Annotated in this window: 19 protein-coding genes and 1 tRNA gene; 9 read left to right on the top strand and 11 right to left on the bottom strand. The window is 66.9% G+C overall.

What is annotated here, in order from left to right; translation table 11 throughout:
• Positions 1–25: 25 nt before the first annotated feature.
• Positions 26–643: a helix-turn-helix domain-containing protein gene (locus tag FMZ75_RS10610; protein ID WP_108917610.1), complete on the top strand. Its 618-nt coding sequence runs from the start codon at positions 26–28 to the stop codon at positions 641–643.
• 4 nt (positions 644–647) lie between these two features.
• Positions 648–1,898 (top strand): MFS transporter, encoded by a 1,251-nt coding sequence (locus FMZ75_RS10605; RefSeq protein WP_166142701.1) that lies wholly within the window; start codon positions 648–650, stop codon positions 1,896–1,898.
• An 8-nt stretch (positions 1,899–1,906) separates the two neighbouring features.
• Here FMZ75_RS10605 and bfr read toward each other — a convergent pair whose 3' ends face one another.
• Both bfr and FMZ75_RS10595 read right to left on the bottom strand, forming a co-directional pair.
• Complete coding sequence (gene bfr, locus FMZ75_RS10600) at positions 1,907–2,383, bottom strand: bacterioferritin (RefSeq protein ID WP_018264261.1); 477 nt, start codon at positions 2,381–2,383, stop codon at positions 1,907–1,909.
• 36 nt (positions 2,384–2,419) lie between these two features.
• Positions 2,420–2,656: a bacterioferritin-associated ferredoxin gene (locus tag FMZ75_RS10595; RefSeq protein ID WP_108917613.1), complete on the bottom strand. Its 237-nt coding sequence runs from the start codon at positions 2,654–2,656 to the stop codon at positions 2,420–2,422.
• 301 nt (positions 2,657–2,957) lie between these two features.
• Here FMZ75_RS10595 and FMZ75_RS10590 point away from each other — a divergent pair, with 301 nt between their 5' ends.
• A complete protein-coding gene (locus tag FMZ75_RS10590; protein ID WP_166142699.1) occupies positions 2,958–3,842 on the top strand; it encodes an alpha/beta fold hydrolase in 885 nt (294 codons plus the stop codon).
• Entirely contained in the window at positions 3,839–4,696 is an 858-nt protein-coding gene (locus FMZ75_RS10585) for a patatin-like phospholipase family protein (RefSeq protein ID WP_166142697.1), read from the top strand. The genes FMZ75_RS10590 and FMZ75_RS10585 overlap by 4 nt, the downstream gene beginning before the upstream one ends.
• Here FMZ75_RS10585 and FMZ75_RS10580 read toward each other — a convergent pair.
• On the bottom strand, positions 4,681–5,121 hold the full coding sequence (locus FMZ75_RS10580) for a nucleoside deaminase (protein WP_207783379.1): 441 nt from the start codon (positions 5,119–5,121) through the stop codon (positions 4,681–4,683). The two genes, FMZ75_RS10585 and FMZ75_RS10580, sit on opposite strands and share 16 nt — an antisense overlap.
• A gap of 175 nt (positions 5,122–5,296) precedes the next feature.
• Between FMZ75_RS10580 and FMZ75_RS10575 the strand changes: the two genes are divergently transcribed.
• Positions 5,297–5,683, top strand: a complete 387-nt coding sequence (locus FMZ75_RS10575) for a type II toxin-antitoxin system RelE/ParE family toxin (RefSeq protein ID WP_142864078.1) — start codon at positions 5,297–5,299, stop codon at positions 5,681–5,683.
• The gene (locus tag FMZ75_RS10570) at positions 5,661–6,008 is read left to right on the top strand and encodes a DNA-binding transcriptional regulator (RefSeq protein ID WP_166142693.1); all 348 of its coding nucleotides are present in this window, start codon (positions 5,661–5,663) and stop codon (positions 6,006–6,008) included. The genes FMZ75_RS10575 and FMZ75_RS10570 overlap by 23 nt, the downstream gene beginning before the upstream one ends.
• 12 nt (positions 6,009–6,020) lie before the next feature.
• Here FMZ75_RS10570 and FMZ75_RS10565 read toward each other — a convergent pair whose 3' ends face one another.
• The gene (locus FMZ75_RS10565; RefSeq protein ID WP_018264256.1) at positions 6,021–7,322 is read right to left on the bottom strand and encodes a UDP-N-acetylglucosamine 1-carboxyvinyltransferase; all 1,302 of its coding nucleotides are present in this window, start codon (positions 7,320–7,322) and stop codon (positions 6,021–6,023) included.
• 182 nt (positions 7,323–7,504) lie between these two features.
• Here FMZ75_RS10565 and FMZ75_RS10560 point away from each other — a divergent pair, with 182 nt between their 5' ends.
• Both FMZ75_RS10560 and rsmD read left to right on the top strand, forming a co-directional pair.
• A complete protein-coding gene (locus tag FMZ75_RS10560) occupies positions 7,505–9,709 on the top strand; it encodes a pseudouridine synthase (RefSeq protein ID WP_166142690.1) in 2,205 nt (734 codons plus the stop codon).
• A gap of 3 nt (positions 9,710–9,712) precedes the next feature.
• On the top strand, positions 9,713–10,294 hold the full coding sequence (rsmD, locus tag FMZ75_RS10555) for a 16S rRNA (guanine(966)-N(2))-methyltransferase RsmD (RefSeq protein WP_166142688.1): 582 nt from the start codon (positions 9,713–9,715) through the stop codon (positions 10,292–10,294).
• On the opposite strand, the gene FMZ75_RS10550 is transcribed toward rsmD, so the two are convergent.
• The 5 genes from FMZ75_RS10550 to FMZ75_RS10530 all read right to left on the bottom strand — a co-directional run bounded on the left by FMZ75_RS10550 (position 10,263) and on the right by FMZ75_RS10530 (position 13,400).
• A complete protein-coding gene (locus tag FMZ75_RS10550) occupies positions 10,263–10,856 on the bottom strand; it encodes a DUF1134 domain-containing protein (RefSeq protein WP_246659962.1) in 594 nt (197 codons plus the stop codon). The two genes, rsmD and FMZ75_RS10550, sit on opposite strands and share 32 nt — an antisense overlap.
• Positions 10,857–10,974: 118 nt before the next feature.
• A complete protein-coding gene (cysQ, locus tag FMZ75_RS10545) occupies positions 10,975–11,817 on the bottom strand; it encodes a 3'(2'),5'-bisphosphate nucleotidase CysQ (protein ID WP_142864051.1) in 843 nt (280 codons plus the stop codon).
• Entirely contained in the window at positions 11,804–12,091 is a 288-nt protein-coding gene (locus tag FMZ75_RS10540) for an acylphosphatase (protein WP_166142686.1), read from the bottom strand. The genes cysQ and FMZ75_RS10540 overlap by 14 nt, the downstream gene beginning before the upstream one ends.
• Positions 12,088–12,954 (bottom strand): pantoate--beta-alanine ligase, encoded by an 867-nt coding sequence (panC, locus tag FMZ75_RS10535; protein WP_166142684.1) that lies wholly within the window; start codon positions 12,952–12,954, stop codon positions 12,088–12,090. The genes FMZ75_RS10540 and panC overlap by 4 nt, the downstream gene beginning before the upstream one ends.
• The gene (locus FMZ75_RS10530; protein ID WP_166142682.1) at positions 12,951–13,400 is read right to left on the bottom strand and encodes a gamma-glutamylcyclotransferase family protein; all 450 of its coding nucleotides are present in this window, start codon (positions 13,398–13,400) and stop codon (positions 12,951–12,953) included. The genes panC and FMZ75_RS10530 overlap by 4 nt, the downstream gene beginning before the upstream one ends.
• A gap of 383 nt (positions 13,401–13,783) precedes the next feature.
• Here FMZ75_RS10530 and FMZ75_RS10525 point away from each other — a divergent pair.
• Positions 13,784–13,873, top strand: a tRNA-Ser gene (locus FMZ75_RS10525).
• 84 nt (positions 13,874–13,957) lie between these two features.
• On the opposite strand, the gene FMZ75_RS10520 is transcribed toward FMZ75_RS10525, so the two are convergent.
• On the bottom strand, positions 13,958–14,647 hold the full coding sequence (locus FMZ75_RS10520; RefSeq protein WP_157516583.1) for a hypothetical protein: 690 nt from the start codon (positions 14,645–14,647) through the stop codon (positions 13,958–13,960).
• A complete protein-coding gene (locus FMZ75_RS10515) occupies positions 14,644–15,585 on the bottom strand; it encodes a GlxA family transcriptional regulator (RefSeq protein ID WP_370464701.1) in 942 nt (313 codons plus the stop codon). The genes FMZ75_RS10520 and FMZ75_RS10515 overlap by 4 nt, the downstream gene beginning before the upstream one ends.
• Between the last annotated feature and the right edge of the window lie 30 nt (positions 15,586–15,615).

The raw sequence follows: 15,615 nt of genomic DNA, 5'->3' as shown, positions 1-15,615 counted from the left end.
AGCGGATCGACGAGGAGCGGATGTCATGGGTGTGGAAGGCCGCGAGAAGCAGAAGATTCTGGAGGCGGGAGCTCTGGCTTTGTCCGGCCAGCTCGGCGCGACTGTCCAGCGTCTGCGCAAGGCCTATAATCTGTCGCTGTCGGAACTCTCCCAGCAATCCGGCGTCGCCAAATCGATCATCAGCCAGATCGAGCGCAACGAGACCAATCCGACGCTCGCGACCATCTGGCGCCTCGCCCAGGCTCTCGATGTCTCCATCGAGCGTGTGCTGCAGACCACGGAGGACGAGCCTTTCCTCGAGAAGACGAGCCGAGCCGACACGCCGATTCTCGTCTCCGACGACGGCAAGTGCCGGCTCGCCATAATCGGTTGGATCAAGACCGTAGAATGGCTGCAATTCTATGAATTCTCCGCCGATCCGGGGGGAGTTCTCGAATCCGAGGCGCATCAGCGCGGCTCGGTCGAGAGCCTGTCCTTGCGCGAGGGCGAGCTCGAGGTGGAGGTCGCCGGCGCCAAGGAGATCGTGCGGGCGGGCGAGACGCTGCGCTACCGCTGCGACCGCCCGCATGTGATCCGCAATCTCGGGCCGAGCGCCGCTCAAGCGACGATGGTCTGCATTCTCAAAGCCGCCGCTATGGAGTGAGCGATTGACGAATTTCGAAAGAACGGACGCGGCCGATCGTCTGGCCGAGTCCAAATTGTCTCTGCTGCAGGCGTCCATCTACGCGATCGTCGGCGTGCAATTGCCCTTTTTCGCCATTTGGCTGTCGTCGCGCGGGCTCGACGCGCTGGAGATCGCCGCTCTGATGGCCGTGCAGCCGGTCATTCGCATCGTCTCCATGCTGGTCGCTTCGCATCGCGCCGACCGCATCGGCGACCATGGCGCGCTTCTCGTCGGCTGCGTCGCGGCCATGGCGGCGGCCTTCGCCATGATGGGCCTGTCCACGGGCTTTGTCCCGCTGCTCGTCGCGGCGGCGATGGTCGCGCTGGCGCAGGGGCCGCTGGGGCCGCTCGCCGATGGCGTCACCTTCGGCGAGGCGCGCCGCCGGCGCGATCTCGGCCTGCCGCAGCTGCATTATTCCTGGGTGCGAGGCTGGGGCTCCGTCGCCATCCTCGTTTTTCTCATTCTGAGCGGTCCCGTGGCCGGCAGCCTGCCGGTCGAGGATATCATCTGGCTGCTGACCGGCGTCGCCGTTCTGGCCTGCGCCGCCAGCCTCGTCTCGCTCATCGGCCTCGCGCGGCCGGCCGTCATCGCCGGTCGCCGCAGAGCCGCGCCGATGGAGCGCGTCGAGATCGTCGCATTGGTCATCGCCGCCGCGACCCTCGTCCAGAGCTCGCACGCCATGGTCAACACTTTCGGCGCCTTGCATTGGAAGGCGATGGGGCACGACGACACTTTCATCGCTTTCGCCTGGGTGGCGGCGCTGGCGACCGAGGTCGTGGTGTTTCTGATGGCGGGCCGCTGGTTCGGCGGCGAGCGGAACGCGGCCTATTTTCTCGTCGCGGGAGGCATAGGCGCGGTCGTGCGCTGGATGCTGATGGCCGCCGACCTGCCCCCGACCGGCATTTTTCTCGCCCAGGCGCTGCATGGCGCCTCATGCGCGGCGGTGCAGATCGGTCCGGCCTATCTGCTCGCCGAGCTCGGCGGCAAGGAACGGCTCGCCCAATCGCAGGCGTGGCTCGCGGCGGCGATCGCCGGCGGAACCAGCCTGCTCACATTCTCGTCGGGCCCGCTCTATTCCGCGGCCGGCGAGCACGGCTATCTGGCGATGGCCGCGGTCGCTTTTGTCGGCCTTCTGCTCGCGGCCGCGGTCGTTCAGATCACTTCGGGTCATCGTGCGAAGGCCGAGCCGCTGGAGACTCGCGCCGACGCCGAGCCGGAGCGCAGCGGCGCCTGAGCCCTCTCTTACGAGAGGTCGCCCATGTGCTTTTGCGAGTAGAGCTGCACGCCGAGCTGCTTGATCAGCTCGAGCTGCGTCTCCAGGAAGTCGATATGACGCTCCTCGCTCTCGACGACCTCTTCGAACAGCAGCTTGCTGACGCGATCGTTGATCGACAGCGCATAGGCCGCAGCCTCGAGATAGAGCGCGCGGGCGTCGACTTCCGTGGCGAGGTCGAGGCGGATGATCTCCTCGACCGACTGGCCGATGCGCAGAGGATCGAGGCTCTGCATGTTCGGAAAGCCCTCGAGGAAGAGGATGCGATGCACGAATTTATCGGCGTGCTCCATCTCCTCGATGGATTCGTGACGCCACTTCTTGCCGAGCTCCTTGAAGCCCCAATTGTCGAGAATGCGATAATGCAGCCAATATTGATTGATCGCTGTCAGCTCGGCGCGGACGCCGCGGTTCAGATATTCGATGAGCTTCGCGTCACCGCGCATGTTGTTTCCCCTTCCGCCCGGCCAGAGCGGACCGGGTCAAGCAGCCAATTCGTCGGCGCGACAATTATCGCATTCGCCGGCTCCGCTGCAATGATCGGACGGAACCGCCGCATGTTGGTCGACGATCGCGCTGATGTTGCGCGCGCATCGGCCGCAGCGCGGCTCGCACCCCATATGCCGGAAAATCGCGCCGACGCTCGGCCGATCCGATCTTCCCCCGAGAGCTTCGCGGACTTGTCCGTCCGAAAGCACATTGCAAGAGCAGACGATCATCTCCGCACCTAGTTTGGAAAGGTTGTAAACTAGCTGTGATTTCAGTAGCTTATCGTACCGTTCCGGTTCTGGCTAGAGGCCTTTGTCGGCTTTCCGACAGCGGTCTCGGGGATCACGGAGACTTCGCAAATCGCGCGCCACGGCCATTCGGCCGCGCCAGATTATTTGTTGTGGATAAAAGACGCGGCAAGGCCTGGGGCGCGCTCGCGCCCGGCTCTTTTGAAAATCTTTCGCGTCAAGAAAGGCTTCAGACGAATCTTCGCGCCGAATCTTCGCGCCTCGAACGGAAGGGCAGGATCCGATGTCAGATCTCGCAGACCTTTTTCCCGGCTTCGCCTCGCATTGGATCGACGCGCCCGCCGGCTCCATTTTCGTCCGCTCCGCCGGATCGGGGCCGCCGCTGCTGCTGCTGCACGGCTTCGGCGAGACTCATGTCGCCTTTGCGAAGCTCGCGCCGCGGCTCGCCGAGCGCTTCTTCGTCGTCGCCATGGATTTGCGCGGCTATGGCTGGTCCTCCGCGCCGGCGAGCGAGAAGGGCGAGGCCTATACGAAGCGCGCGCAGGGCGAGGACGTCATCGCTGTGATGGAGAAGCTCGGCCATGTGCGCTTCTCGCTCGTCGGCCATGATCGCGGCGCGCGCGTCGGCTTCCGCCTGGCGCTCGACCATCCGGGACGGCTGGAGAAGCTCGCTCTGCTCGACATAGCCCCGCTCGAGGAATCGCTCGGCGACGCCGGTCTTCTGCGCGTCGGTCGCGCGCGTCTGCTGTCGCAGCCGGCGCCAAAGCCCGAGCAATTGATCGGCCTCGATCCGAAAGGCTTTCTCGCCGATACGCTGGCGAGCGGAACCAAGAGTGGAACGCTCGACGTTTTCGATCCGCGCGCGCTCGCCCATTATCGCGCGGCTTTCGACGAACCCTCGCGCATTCACGCCTTTTGCGAGGATTTTCGCGCCGGCGCGGGCGTGGACCGCGAGCTCGACCTCGCCGATCGCGCCTCCGGCGAGAAGATCGTCGTCCCCACTCTGGCGCTATGGGGCGCAGCGAGCTTTTCCGGCCAGGGCGAGGCGTTGCTCGCGCAATGGCGCGAATGGGCGGAGGATCTTCGCGGCGTCGAGATCGACAGCGGCCATTATCTCGCCGAGGAGGCGCCGGAGGCGACGCTCGCCGCGCTCGAAGCGTTTCTGTGAGCGGTATCGGCTTCAGCGTCGCTGTTGCGCTCGGCGGCGGCGGCGCGCGCGGCCTCGCGCACATCGCCGTGCTGGAGACGCTGGACGAATTGGGAGTGCGCCCCTGCGCCATCGCCGGCGCGTCGATCGGCGCGATCATCGGCGCCGCTTACGCCGCGGGCTTTTCCGGCGCGGAGCTGCGCGCCCATGCGGAGGCGACATTCCGCAATCGCGTTCGCCTCGCGCGCCGGCTGCTGCGCTCGCGGGCGCGTCGGCGGGGGCGCACCTTCTCCGATCTCGCGCATCCGGCGCTCATCGATGCGGAGCGTTTTCTCGATTCCTTCTGGCCGCAGGGAATGCCGCAGACTTTCGAGGAGCTGCAAATTCCCTTCATCGCCGTGGCGACGGATTTTCGCCTGCGCCGCGCGGCCGCCATTTCCTCCGGCCCGCTGCGCCCGGCCGTCGGCGGCTCCATGGCGATTCCAGGTCTCGTGCGGCCGGTCGCCTATGGCGACAGCTATCTGATCGACGGCGGCCTCGTCGATCCGCTGCCTTACGATCACCTCGCCGGCCGCGCCGATATCGTGCTCGCCGTCGACGTCTCCGGCGCCGCGAGCGGGCGTCCGCGCAATCGGCCGCCCTCGCCGATCGAGACGATCGTCGTCGCCAGCCAGATCATGATGAACGCGATCAGCGAGCGCATGATCGAGGAGAGCCCGCCCGACGTTCTGATCTCGCCCGCGGTCAATCAATATCTCGCGCTCGATCTCTTCAAGGCCAAGCGCATCTTCGAGGCGGGCGACGCCTGCCGCGCGCAGGTGATCGAAGGATTGCAGAGCGCCGCCGCGCGGCTTTCGCTTCAGCGCCGCGCCTGAAAAAAGGCGCGCAGCAATTCGGCCGCCTCGCTCTCGCGCAAGCCGCCATAGACCTCCGGCGCATGATGGCAGGTCTTCAGCGAGAAGAAGCGCGCCCCATGATCGACGCCGCCGCCTTTCGGATCTTCCGCGGAGTAATAGAGCCGCCGAATGCGCGCGAAGGAGATCGCCGCCGCGCACATGGCGCAGGGCTCGAGCGTGACATAGAGATCGCAATCGACGAGCCGCTCGCTCCCGAGCGCCGCGCAGGCGGCGCGTATGGCGAGCATCTCCGCATGAGCCGTGGGGTCCTTGTCGCGCAAGGTGCGATTGCCCACGACCGCGATGATCTCGCCATTGCGCGCTATAGCCGCGCCGACGGGCACCTCATTGGCGGCGAAGGCTTCGCGCGCGGCGTCGAAGGCGGCGGTGAGGGGGTCGGTCATTCGCCCTGTTCGCTTCGTCTCGCGCCAAATGGGCGCCATAGGGCTCTCGTCGGCCGAGCGGGCCGAATATCGAGCACGGCCCGACGCGAATCAAGCGGTTGAATTGCCGCCCGCCCGATCGGCTGCTTGAATTTATAGTTCAAAGAGCTATAGTTTGTAGAACTATGGGGCCGTGGTGCGCGTCTTCAAAATCAGATGGTTTGCGCGGTTCGCCCGCAGCGAGCGGATCGACGACGAGAGCTTGAGCGACGCGATCGGGCGCGCCGCGCGCGGCCTCATCGACGCTGATTTGGGCGGCGGCCTCATCAAGCAGCGCGTCGCCAGACGGGGCCGAGGACGTTCCGGCGGCTATCGCATGATCATCGCCTTTCGCGTCGAGGAGCGCGCTGTTTTTCTTTACGGCTTCGCCAAGAACGAAAGGGAAAATATCGAGCCGGACGAATTGGAGGATTTGCGCCTCGTGGCGCGCGGATGGCTCGAAGCGACATCGGAACGCATCGAGGCGGCTCTCGAGGATGGAGCAATTCAGGAGGTGCGACATGACAAAGAAAGCGACGCCTAGCGAGGCTACGAGCCGTTTGCGTGAGGCCATTCTCGAAACCGCGGGAGACATGCGCCGCCTCGGAATCATGGACGAGGCGAGTCATGCGAAGATCACATTGCGTCAGCTGGACAAGGACCGCGCGCCTGCGCCCGCGCCGTTCACGGGCGAGGAAATCCGCGATCTCCGCGAGAAGGCGCGGTTGAGCCAAGCGGTCTTCGCCCGCTATCTCAACCTTACGGTGGGCTATGTCTCTCAGCTCGAGCGCGGCGCAAAACGGCCGAGCGGCCCCGCGCTCGTTCTGCTCGACCTCATCCGCCGCAAGGGCATAGAAGCGATCTTCTAGACCGGCGTCCCCTCAATCCCCGCCGGTCCATTCCACCTCCGCGCCGAGCATTCGCAAATTCTCGACGAAGCGCGGATGCGCGCGCTTGATCGGCGTCGCGTTGTGGATCATCGAGCGCCCTTCGATGCTCGCCGCCAGCATCAGCAGAGCGATGGCGACGCGGATGATATAGGGGCTCTCCACCTGCGCGGGGACCAGCGGCTTGCCGCCGAAGGCGATCAGCCGATGCGGGTCCGACAGAAACACATGCGCGCCGAATTTGGAGAGCTCGCCGGTCCAGCCCAGCGCGCCGTCATAGACCTTGTTCCAGAACATCACGCTGCCCTCGGCCTTGACGCCGAGCGCGATGAAGATGGGCAAAAGATCGACCGGCAGATAGGGCCAGGGCGCCGCCTCCACCTTTTGCAGCACATTGCGGGTGAAGGGCTCGGCCACTTTCAGCGGGCCATTGGCCTTGGTCTTGGACCAGCCGTCCTCATGGACGACATGCACGCCGAATTTCGCGAAAGTGCGGTCGATCAGCGGAAATTGATCGGGCGCGGAATTCTTCACCTCGACGCCGCCGCCGGTGATCGCGCCCAGAGCCAGAAAGGTCGCGACCTCGTGGAAGTCTTCCGTGAGATGGAACTCGCCGCCGGAGAGCGAATCGACCCCGTCTATGGTGAGCTGCGAGGTGCCGATGCCGGAGATGCGCGCGCCGAGCGTCTCCATGAAGGCGCAGAACTCCTGCACATGCGGCTCGGAGGCGGCGTTGTTGAGCTTGGACTGGCCGCTCGCCAGCGCCGCGCACAGCACGAAATTCTCCGTGGTGGTGACGGAGGCGTAGTCGAGCCAATGCCGCGTCGCGCGCAGTGGGCCGTCGGAGCGGATGACGAGCGAATCGTCGCTGCGCTCGATCGTCGCGCCGAAGGATTTCAGCACCTCAATATGCGGGTCGATCTCGCGCGCGCCGAGCGTGCAGCCCTTCACATCGTCCTCTATGCGGGCGACGCCGAAGCGCGCCAGCAGCGGCGGGGCCAGCATGATGGAGGAGCGCATCTCCGCCGGCAGGCGATGAATGGACGGATCGAAGCGCGTGTCCTCATGGCGCAGCTCGAGCAGGCCGGTCGCAAAATCCATCCGCACGTCGCTGCCGAGCGTGCGGAACAATTCGAGGATTTTCTTGACGTCGGTGATCTCCGGCACGCCATGGATGCGCAGCGGCTCTCTGGTCAGCAGCGTGGCGCAGAGAATGGGCAGCACGGCGTTCTTATTCGCGGAAGGGATGATCCTGCCGCTGAGCGGACGTCCGCCATGCACGATCAGATGAGCCATACCGCCTCCAGACGTCTGTTGCTTCTATGCGCCGAAATAGGGGACCGCGGCCGGCTTTCGCGGGGCAGCGGGGGACTCCCTACGTGGATTCGAGGCCATAACTCGGATTCATGGCGAATGACGAGTGAAAAAGCGGCCGTCGCGCCTTTCTCTTTGGCCCCGCGACCTGCTATCAGGGCGCGATGACCGACAAAAAGCCAGAAAGACCCGCCCGCCGTAAGGACGGCGGCGACCAGCTGCCGCGTCGCCGCGCCCCGGCCAAGAAACCGGCCTCGGCCGAGCCCGCCGCCGCCAGCGCCTTCGAGGGCGAGCGCATCGCCAAGGTCATGGCGCGCGCCGGCGCGTGCTCGCGCCGCGACGCCGAGATCTGGGTCACGGAAGGGCGCGTCTCCGTCAATGGCCGCGTGCTGGACAGCCCCGCCTTCAATGTGCAGGAGGGCGACCGCATAGAGGTGGACGGCCAGCCGCTCGCCGAGCGTGAGCCGACGCGCTTGTTTCTGTTCCACAAGCCGGCCGGCCTCGTCACCAGCGCCAAGGACCCGGAAGGGCGCGAGACCGTCTTCGGCTTCCTCGAGGAGCGCTTTCCTGATTTGCCGCGCCTCGTCAGTGTCGGGCGGCTCGACATCAATACGGAAGGCCTGCTGCTGCTGACCAATGACGGCGGTCTCGCGCGCACGCTCGAGCTTCCGGCGACGGGCTGGACGCGCCGCTATCGCGTGCGCGCCCATGGCGAGATCGACCAGGCGCGATTGGACGAATTGAAGAAGGGCGTCACCGTCGACGATGTCGATTACGCGCCGATCGACGCCAAGCTCGATCGCGTGCAGGGCGCCAATGTCTGGATCAGCATGGCGCTGCGCGAGGGCAAGAATCGCGAGATCAAGCGCGTGCTCGAGCATTTGGGACTCGACGTCAATCGGCTGATCCGCATCTCCTTCGGCCCCTTCCAGCTCGGCGAGCTGGAGGAGGGCGTCGTCGAGGAGGTGCGGCTGAAGACGTTGCGCGAGCAGCTCGGCAAGGGCTTGGCCGAGCTGGCCGGCGTCGATTTTTCGTCGTCGCGCCGCGACTCGGACGAGCCGCCGCATGTCGCCGCCGAAGAGGCGCGCCAGCGCGCCAAGACGCGCACGCGCAAGCATGTCACGACCCTGCGCGCCGAGCGCGAGGAGACGCGCGGCAAAGGCCCGCGCGCCCGCATAGAGCGCGCCGCCACCAGCGACCGCAAGGGGCGCGCCGTGCCGGTGGAGAAGATCGTGCCCGTGCGCCGCGCCGAGGAGCCGGCGACGACGCGCAACGCCCGCCGCTTCCGCGCCGAGAGGGCCGAGGGCGAGGAGAGACCCGCGCGCGTCGCCGGAGAGCGCAAGGAGCGTTTCGAGCGGGGCGAGCGCGCCCCTCGGCGCGAGGGCGAAGGACGTCCGCCGCGTCGCGAGGGCGGTGCTGCGCGTCCGCGCGCCGGCGAACGGACCGAGCGTTTCGATCGCGGCGAGCGTCGCGGCTCGAGCTTCGGCGCCGGCGACGGGCCGCGCCGTGAACGCGCGCCGCGTCGCGAGGGCGAGGGTCGCCCGCTCCGGCGTGAAGGAATGCCGGCGCGCGCCGCATCGGGCGAGCGGACGGAGCGTTTCGATCGCGGTGAGCGTCGCGGCTCGAGCTTCGGCGCCGGCGATGGGCCGCGCCGCGAGCGGGCGCCGCGTCGTGAGGGCGAGGGTCGTCCGCCCCGGCGTGAAGGAATGCCGGCGCGCGCCGCATTGGGCGAGCGGACGGAGCGTTTCGATCGCGGTGAGCGTCGCGGCTCGAGCTTCGGCGCTGGCGATGGGCCGCGCCGCGAGCGGGCGCCGCGTCGTGAGGGCGAGGGGCGTCCGCCGCGTCGGGATGGCGCGGAGCAGCGTCCGCGCGCCGAACGCACGGAGCGTTTCGACCGCGGCGAGCGTCGCGGGTCGAGCTTCGGCGCTAGCGATGGGCCGCGCCGCGAGCGCGCGCCGCGTCGTGAGGGCGAGGAGCGTCCGCCGCGTCGCGAGGGAGCGGCCGCCCGTGCGCCCTCTGGCGAGCGTTTCGAGCGTGGCGAGCGCAAGAGCTTCGGCGCCGGCAAGACGTCCGGCTCCGGCAAGAGCTTCGGCGAACGCAAGAGCTTCGGCGCGGGCAAGAGCTTCGCAGGCAATGGCGCCGGTAAGCGTTTCGACTCCGGCGACGCGCCGCGGGGCGAGCGCGCGCCGCGCAAGGCGGGTGAGGGCCGCTCGCCGCGTCGTGACGGGGATGCGCGTCCGCCGTCGGGCGAGCGTCGCGGTCCGCCGCGGAGCGGCGCGGGCAAAGGGCCGGGCAGAGGCGGGCCGGCTGGCAAAGGTCCTGGCAAGGGGCCGCGCAAGCCCGGCGCCGCGCCGCGCAAGCCGCGCTAGCCCATGCGCATCGTCGCCGGCAGCTTTCGCGGCCGCGTGCTGAAGACGCCGCAATCGCAGGCGATCCGTCCCACTTCGGATCGCCTGCGCGAATCCGTTTTCGACATTCTCGCCCATGCCTATGACGATCCGGTTCCGGGCGCGCGCGTCGTCGATCTCTTCGCCGGCACGGGCGCGCTCGGCCTCGAGGCCTTGTCGCGCGGCGCTGCGAAAATCCTCTTCATCGACGATGGCGCGGAGGCGCGCGCGCTGCTGCGCGCCAATGTCGAGGCGCTGGGCGCGGGCGGCGTGACGCGCGTTTTTCGGCGTGACGCGACCAAGCTCGGCCTCGCGCCGCCGGGCGAACTGTTCACTCTGGCTTTTCTCGATCCTCCCTATGGGCGCGATCTTGCGACGCGCGCGCTGCGCTCGCTGATCGACGGCGGCTGGCTCGCCGAGGGCGCGCTGATCGTCATCGAAGAGGCGGTGGATGCGTCCCTCGCTCTGCCCGAGGGAATCATCGAGCAAGAGCGCCGCCGCTACGGCGACACGCAGATCGTCATCGCGCGATGCGTCAGAATGGATTCCACGTCGCTTCCGGCGTGAATTTCAAATAGCCGAGATTGAGGCCGAGGCGCGCGCCGACGCCCGCCCGGATCGGGGCGATGACGACGCCGTCCGCCGTGAGCTCGGTGAAGCCCAATCCGCCGACCAGATAGGCGGAGCCGGCGACGCCGCCGAAGCGGGTGAAGATCGCATCGACGGAAGGCAGATTATAGACGAGCATCATGGTGCGGTCGCCATTGGCGCCGGCGTCGAAGCCGAGCGACGGACCTTGCCAATAGACGCGCCGCTGGCCGGCGTTGCGCGTGTACATCACGCCCTCGCCATAGCGCAGGCCGCCGACGAAGGCGCCCGAGCCTTCCTGTCCCAGCACATAGGCGTTGGGGCGGCCCCAGCGCCGCGCCATCTGCTCGACGCCCTGCGCGAGATCGCGCGCTATCGAGCCGAAGAAGCGATGGCCGTTGCGCACCACCTCGTCGCCGGACATGGGCTCGGGTCTGGGTTCCGGCCGCTCGCCATAGGCGCGCGCGGGCGTGAGCGGCGACAGAGCGGCTGCCGCGGCGAGCGCGAGCATCTCTCTGCGAGTCGAATGAGCGGCGCGCATCACGAAAACCCCCGTTGCGGCGAATGCGAATCAGTCCGCTGAAGTTTGGATGCGATCGTGTCGCGCCTGTGGCGCCTCGGCGGCTCTTCTTCGCGAGACGAAGAATCTCCCCGCGGCCTTAACAAAGTCTTGCAGCGGCGGGATCGCCGAATGCGATGAAAGGCCCGTTGCGATAGGAGGCCTCCGCCTTGCCATAGGCGAGCGGCCTGCCGGAAGGATCGACGACGCCGCCGCCGGCAGCCCGCAGCACGGCGTCGCCTGCCGCCGTATCCCATTCCATCGTCGGGCCGAAGCGTGGATAGAGATCGGCTGCGCCCTCCGCCAGAAGGCAGAATTTGATCGAGGAGCCGACATCGCGCGTCGCGGCGACGCGATGCGTCGCGAGAAAGGCCTTCGTCTCTGCGTCGAGATGCGAGCGGCTGACCAGCGCCATCGGCCCTTCCACGGGGAGCGCGCGCACGCGCAACGGGCGCCAGGCCGCGCGCTCCGGCGCCGGCCGGCCGGGCTGAGCGTCGGCGGCGAAGGCGCGCGCGCCGGCGAACCATAATCGCCCGCGCGCCGGGGCGAAGACCGCGCCGGCGCGCGGCGTCCTCGCGACGACGAGGCCGATATTGATCGTGAACTCGCCGCTGCGCGCCAGAAACTCGCGCGTGCCGTCGAGCGGATCGACGAGCAGGAAAGTCTCGGCGCGGGCGAATTGCGCGCCCGCGGCGGCGGCCTCTTCCGCGACGATGGGAACGCCCGGCAGCAACTCGGCGAGACGCTGCGCGAGAAAAGCTTCGATTCGCTCGTCCGCCTCGCAGACCGGGCTGGCGTCCTTCTTCGCGCGCGCCTCTATCGCCGGCGCGGCGAGAACCTCCATGGCGATAGCGCCGGCGCACGTCGTCAGATCGGCGAAGGCGGCCGCGAGCGCATCGAAATCCGCGTCTTTCTCGAGCCGCACGCCGTCAAAACTCCACATCGCCGCGTCGCTCGACGAGAGCGGCCTCGCTCGTCTCTTCCGCGCGCAGATCGTCGACGCGTCCCGCAGGCGGTCCGCGCCGCGCCGCCTCCACCAGCGCTCGCAGCGCGCCCTGCGGCCCGGCGGCGACGATCTCCACCGCGCCATCGTTGCAATTGCGCGCCCAGCCGGCGAGCGCGAGCCGTCCGGCCTCCCGCGCCACAAAGGCGCGAAAGCCGACGCCCTGCACGCGGCCGCGCACGATGATGCGGAAAACGCGTCGCGCCTCGCTCATTGCGCGGACTCGACGGCGATATTGTCGATGAGCCGCGTCGCGCCGAGCTTGGCGGCGCCGAGCAGGCGGATCGGCCCGTCATGCCGGCGGGCGACGCGCGCCAGAGTCTCGGCGTGGCGCGCCTCGAGATAATCGATGAGGAATCCCTCGGCGGCGACTTGCTCGCGCGCCTCGCCCATCACATGGCCGATCGGCTCGCCATCGGCGATGCGCCGCGCGGCCTCGGTCAATGCGCGATGCAGCACAGGGGCGATGCGCCGCTCCTCGGCCGTAAGATAGATGTTGCGCGAGGACATTGCGAGCCCGTCCGCCTCCCGCAAAGTGGGCGCGCCGACGATCTCCGCGCGCAGGTCGAGATCGCGCGCCAGGCGCTTTATCACCAGCAATTGCTGATAATCCTTCTCGCCGAAGACGGCGACGTCGCAATCGGCCTGATTGAGCAGCTTGGCGACGACGAGCGCGACGCCGGCGAAATGCGTCGGCCGGAAATGATCCTCGAGATCGGCGACCGCCGGCCCGCCCACCGCGACCGTGGTGGAAAAGCCCGGCGGATACATCTCCTCCACCGCCGGCGCATAGCAGAGATCGGCCGCAACGCTCGCGAGCTTCTCGACATCGGCCGCGAGCGTGCGCGGATAGCGGTCAAAATCCTCGCCTGCGGAAAATTGCGTGGGATTGACGAAGACCGAGGCCATCACGCGATCGGCGCGCCGGCGCGCCTCCTCCACCAGAGCGAGATGGCCCTTGTGCAGCGCGCCCATTGTGGGGACGAAGCCGACGCGCTCGCCGCGCGCGCGCCATTGCGCGACACGCTCGCGCAGCTCGGCCAGCGTATGGACGGTGGGAACGGGAAAAGCGCTCATCTTCGGCTCATCCTCTGCTGCGCATTGGGCGCATGGCTCTCCAGAAAGGCGATATAGGCGCTCGGCAGGCCGAGCGCGCGCGCCGAGGCGACGATATTCTCGACATAGCCCGGCGCCGCCGGCCCCTCGCGCGTCGCGGTTCCGATATAGACGAGCGCTCGCGCCGAGCCCACCGGCGCGCGCAGCACCGGCTGCACGACCTTGCGGTAGAGCCGGCGGCCGATCTCCTCGTAACGGTCGAGCGCCGGCACATCCGCCACGGCGAGGTCATAGAGCAGGCCATGGACCTGCGCCCGCGCATCTGGCGCGACAGTGGCGTAGCCAGTCTCCAGAATGGCAAAACGATAGCGCGCCAGCCGGCCGAGGCCGAGCGGCCGCGAATGGGGACAGCGGACGGCCATTGCGGCGACGTCCATATTGGCGCCATAGGCGAAATAGAGAGGCATGTGGTCTTTCCGTGCGGCGGGCGGACCTTAGCGCATAGCGCCGCCGCGAGCGAGGCGCCGGCGCGCCCCTCGCCGAAAAGAAAAAGAGCCCGGCCTGCGCCGGGCTCCCAACCGAGAGCGGCCCCTGGGAATTAACCGCCCTCATCGACTATTCTCAGCGTTGGATGCAGTTTTAGAAATGCGTCGAATCGACGCGAGGGCGAGAAGGGAAGACGGAATGGACGAGTTCGAAGGCGGCTTTCTGCGCAACACGGCGATCGGCCTCGTCCTGGCTCTGGCGGCGGCGATCGTCTATGTCTGGTTCCGCTAGACGCGCGGCCGGTTGACGCGCGGTCATAGAGAAGCGATAGGCTTCGCCGCGAGTCCGGTCCGGCTCCGGGTTCGGAAGGGTGGCCGAGTGGTTTAAGGCAGCGGTCTTGAAAACCGCCGTGGGGGAAACTTCACCGTGGGTTCGAATCCCACCCCTTCCGCCAGTTCGATGCCTCGCTGCAGGGTGCGCGAATGGAAGCTGTTCGTTCGAGTCCGAGCGTCGGCGCATTTTTCCGGGTCGCCATCGTTCAGGACGGCGGTAGCGAGTTCTGGAACCAATTTGCTCTTGCCTCAGAGACCTTTGACGTCAGGTAAGCGATTCCTAAATTCGCACATACGACGGGACTGACGTTCTGGATCGGTTTTCCAAAGTGCATGTTCGGCGGTAGATAAATGATGCCACGATCTTTAACCGCTATTAGCCGCACTTCACCGGGGGTAAAGCCAATACGGAGTTGGCTAAGCGTTTCCCTATCTCCAATTATTCTCATGCCATCATGGCCAGATCGTATTTCAAGACGTTTGATATGCAGAGGTTTTCCTGGTTCGCTGTTAAGCGTCACGTTTCCTGGTTCCTGACTGGTAATCCTTTCAATTCCATGTTCCGCTGCGTTTCTGGCGTGCAGAAGGTATCTCAATAGCTCATCTGAACTACGCTCGTTTGATATTCTGTCAAACCAGCCTTTGGCGCTTCCAAGCTCGGTCGCCTTTTTTAAGCGTGTGTACACGCCATTCTGCGCTATCAGAAATTCTTCCCAGAGCAAAGCAAGTTGATCTAAAGTTTTGGCTGCTTCCATATCCCTGAGCTTTCTATTAGCATGATTTAATTTCTCGATTGCCGCAGAAAATGCCTTTTCATCCATTCGAACGATCCCAAGGTCATCAAGGTCAGTGCGCGGAAATATATCAGCCGCCCCAAACGTGTGGAACAAAATCATGCCCGGCTCCGCCCCCCACGCCGAAACGCCTGCGGCGGCTGCCCATAAACGCGCAGAAACGCGCGTCGCATTCGTTCTGGATCGTGAAAGCCGCTGTCGCGCGCGATTTGCTCGATCGCGTCGGCGCCGCTCTCCAGCGCGCTCTTCGCTCGGTCGAGCCGCAGGCGCTCGATTGCCTTGGCGGGCGTCGCGCCGGTCGCGCGGGAGAAAGCGCGCGCGAAATTGCGTGGGCTCATCCCGGCCTGCGCGGCCAGCTCCTCCACGGTGAGGCGTTGGCGGAGACGCTCGCTCGCCCAGCGCAGCAGCGTCGCGAATTTGTCCGGCTTTCTCTCCAATTCCAGCAGCGCGGAAAATTGCGATTGCCCGCCGGGGCGCCGATGATAGACGACGAGCTGCTGCGCCACGGCGCGCGCGACATCCTCGCCGAGATCGTCGTCGATCATCGCCAGCGCGAGATCGATCCCCGCGGTGATTCCGGCGGAGCTCCAGATCGGCCCGTCGCGCACGAAGATCAAATCCGGCTCCAGCCGAACCTTCGGAAAGCGCCTTTGAAAATCGCCGCTGCGGCTCCAATGCGTCGTCGCTCTGCGGCCGTCGAGCAGCCCGGCCGCCGCCAACACATAGGCGCCCGAGCACACGCTCGCCACGCGTCGCGCGCGCGTCGCTGCGCGGGCGACGAAAGCCAGCGTCTTTCTGTCCGTGGCGGCGCCGCGCGTGCCGAGGCCTCCGGCGATCAGCAGCGTGTCGCAACGTCGCGCGGCGGCGAAGCCTCCGGCCGCGATGGCGACGCCGGAAGAGGAGCGCACCAGGCCCGGAGCGGCGGCGATCGTCCGTAGCGCATAGGCGCCGGGGACGATGCGCGCGGCGATCTCGAATGCGGCGATCGGACCAGCGGCGTCGAGAATCTGAAAATCCTCGAAGATCAGCAGAGCGATGATCCGCGCGCTCATGGCTTTATCTGAAAAAGT

The organism is Methylosinus sp. RM1 (assembly GCF_011378635.1).
In the GTDB taxonomy this organism is placed as follows: Bacteria; Pseudomonadota; Alphaproteobacteria; order Rhizobiales; family Beijerinckiaceae; genus Methylosinus; species Methylosinus sporium.
This window is presented reverse-complemented; position numbering and strand designations above follow the sequence as displayed.

Bases quoted from the DNA above. Each gene is read 5' to 3' on its own strand.
- FMZ75_RS10610 (WP_108917610.1), top strand. From the start codon at position 26: ATGGGTGTGGAAGGCCGCGAGAAGCAGAAGATTCTGGAGGCGGGAGCT.
- bfr (WP_018264261.1), bottom strand. From the start codon at position 2,383: ATGCGCGGTGACGCGAAGCTCATCGAATATCTGAACCGCGGCGTCCGC.
- FMZ75_RS10595 (WP_108917613.1), bottom strand. From the start codon at position 2,656: ATGATCGTCTGCTCTTGCAATGTGCTTTCGGACGGACAAGTCCGCGAA.
- FMZ75_RS10590 (WP_166142699.1), top strand. From the start codon at position 2,958: ATGTCAGATCTCGCAGACCTTTTTCCCGGCTTCGCCTCGCATTGGATC.
- FMZ75_RS10580 (WP_207783379.1), bottom strand. From the start codon at position 5,121: ATGACCGACCCCCTCACCGCCGCCTTCGACGCCGCGCGCGAAGCCTTC.
- FMZ75_RS10570 (WP_166142693.1), top strand. From the start codon at position 5,661: ATGACAAAGAAAGCGACGCCTAGCGAGGCTACGAGCCGTTTGCGTGAG.
- FMZ75_RS10565 (WP_018264256.1), bottom strand. From the start codon at position 7,322: ATGGCTCATCTGATCGTGCATGGCGGACGTCCGCTCAGCGGCAGGATC.
- FMZ75_RS10560 (WP_166142690.1), top strand. From the start codon at position 7,505: ATGACCGACAAAAAGCCAGAAAGACCCGCCCGCCGTAAGGACGGCGGC.
- rsmD (WP_166142688.1), top strand. From the start codon at position 9,713: ATGCGCATCGTCGCCGGCAGCTTTCGCGGCCGCGTGCTGAAGACGCCG.
- FMZ75_RS10550 (WP_246659962.1), bottom strand. From the start codon at position 10,856: ATGCGCGCCGCTCATTCGACTCGCAGAGAGATGCTCGCGCTCGCCGCG.
- cysQ (WP_142864051.1), bottom strand. From the start codon at position 11,817: ATGTGGAGTTTTGACGGCGTGCGGCTCGAGAAAGACGCGGATTTCGAT.
- FMZ75_RS10540 (WP_166142686.1), bottom strand. From the start codon at position 12,091: ATGAGCGAGGCGCGACGCGTTTTCCGCATCATCGTGCGCGGCCGCGTG.
- panC (WP_166142684.1), bottom strand. From the start codon at position 12,954: ATGAGCGCTTTTCCCGTTCCCACCGTCCATACGCTGGCCGAGCTGCGC.
- FMZ75_RS10530 (WP_166142682.1), bottom strand. From the start codon at position 13,400: ATGCCTCTCTATTTCGCCTATGGCGCCAATATGGACGTCGCCGCAATG.
- FMZ75_RS10520 (WP_157516583.1), bottom strand. From the start codon at position 14,647: ATGATTTTGTTCCACACGTTTGGGGCGGCTGATATATTTCCGCGCACT.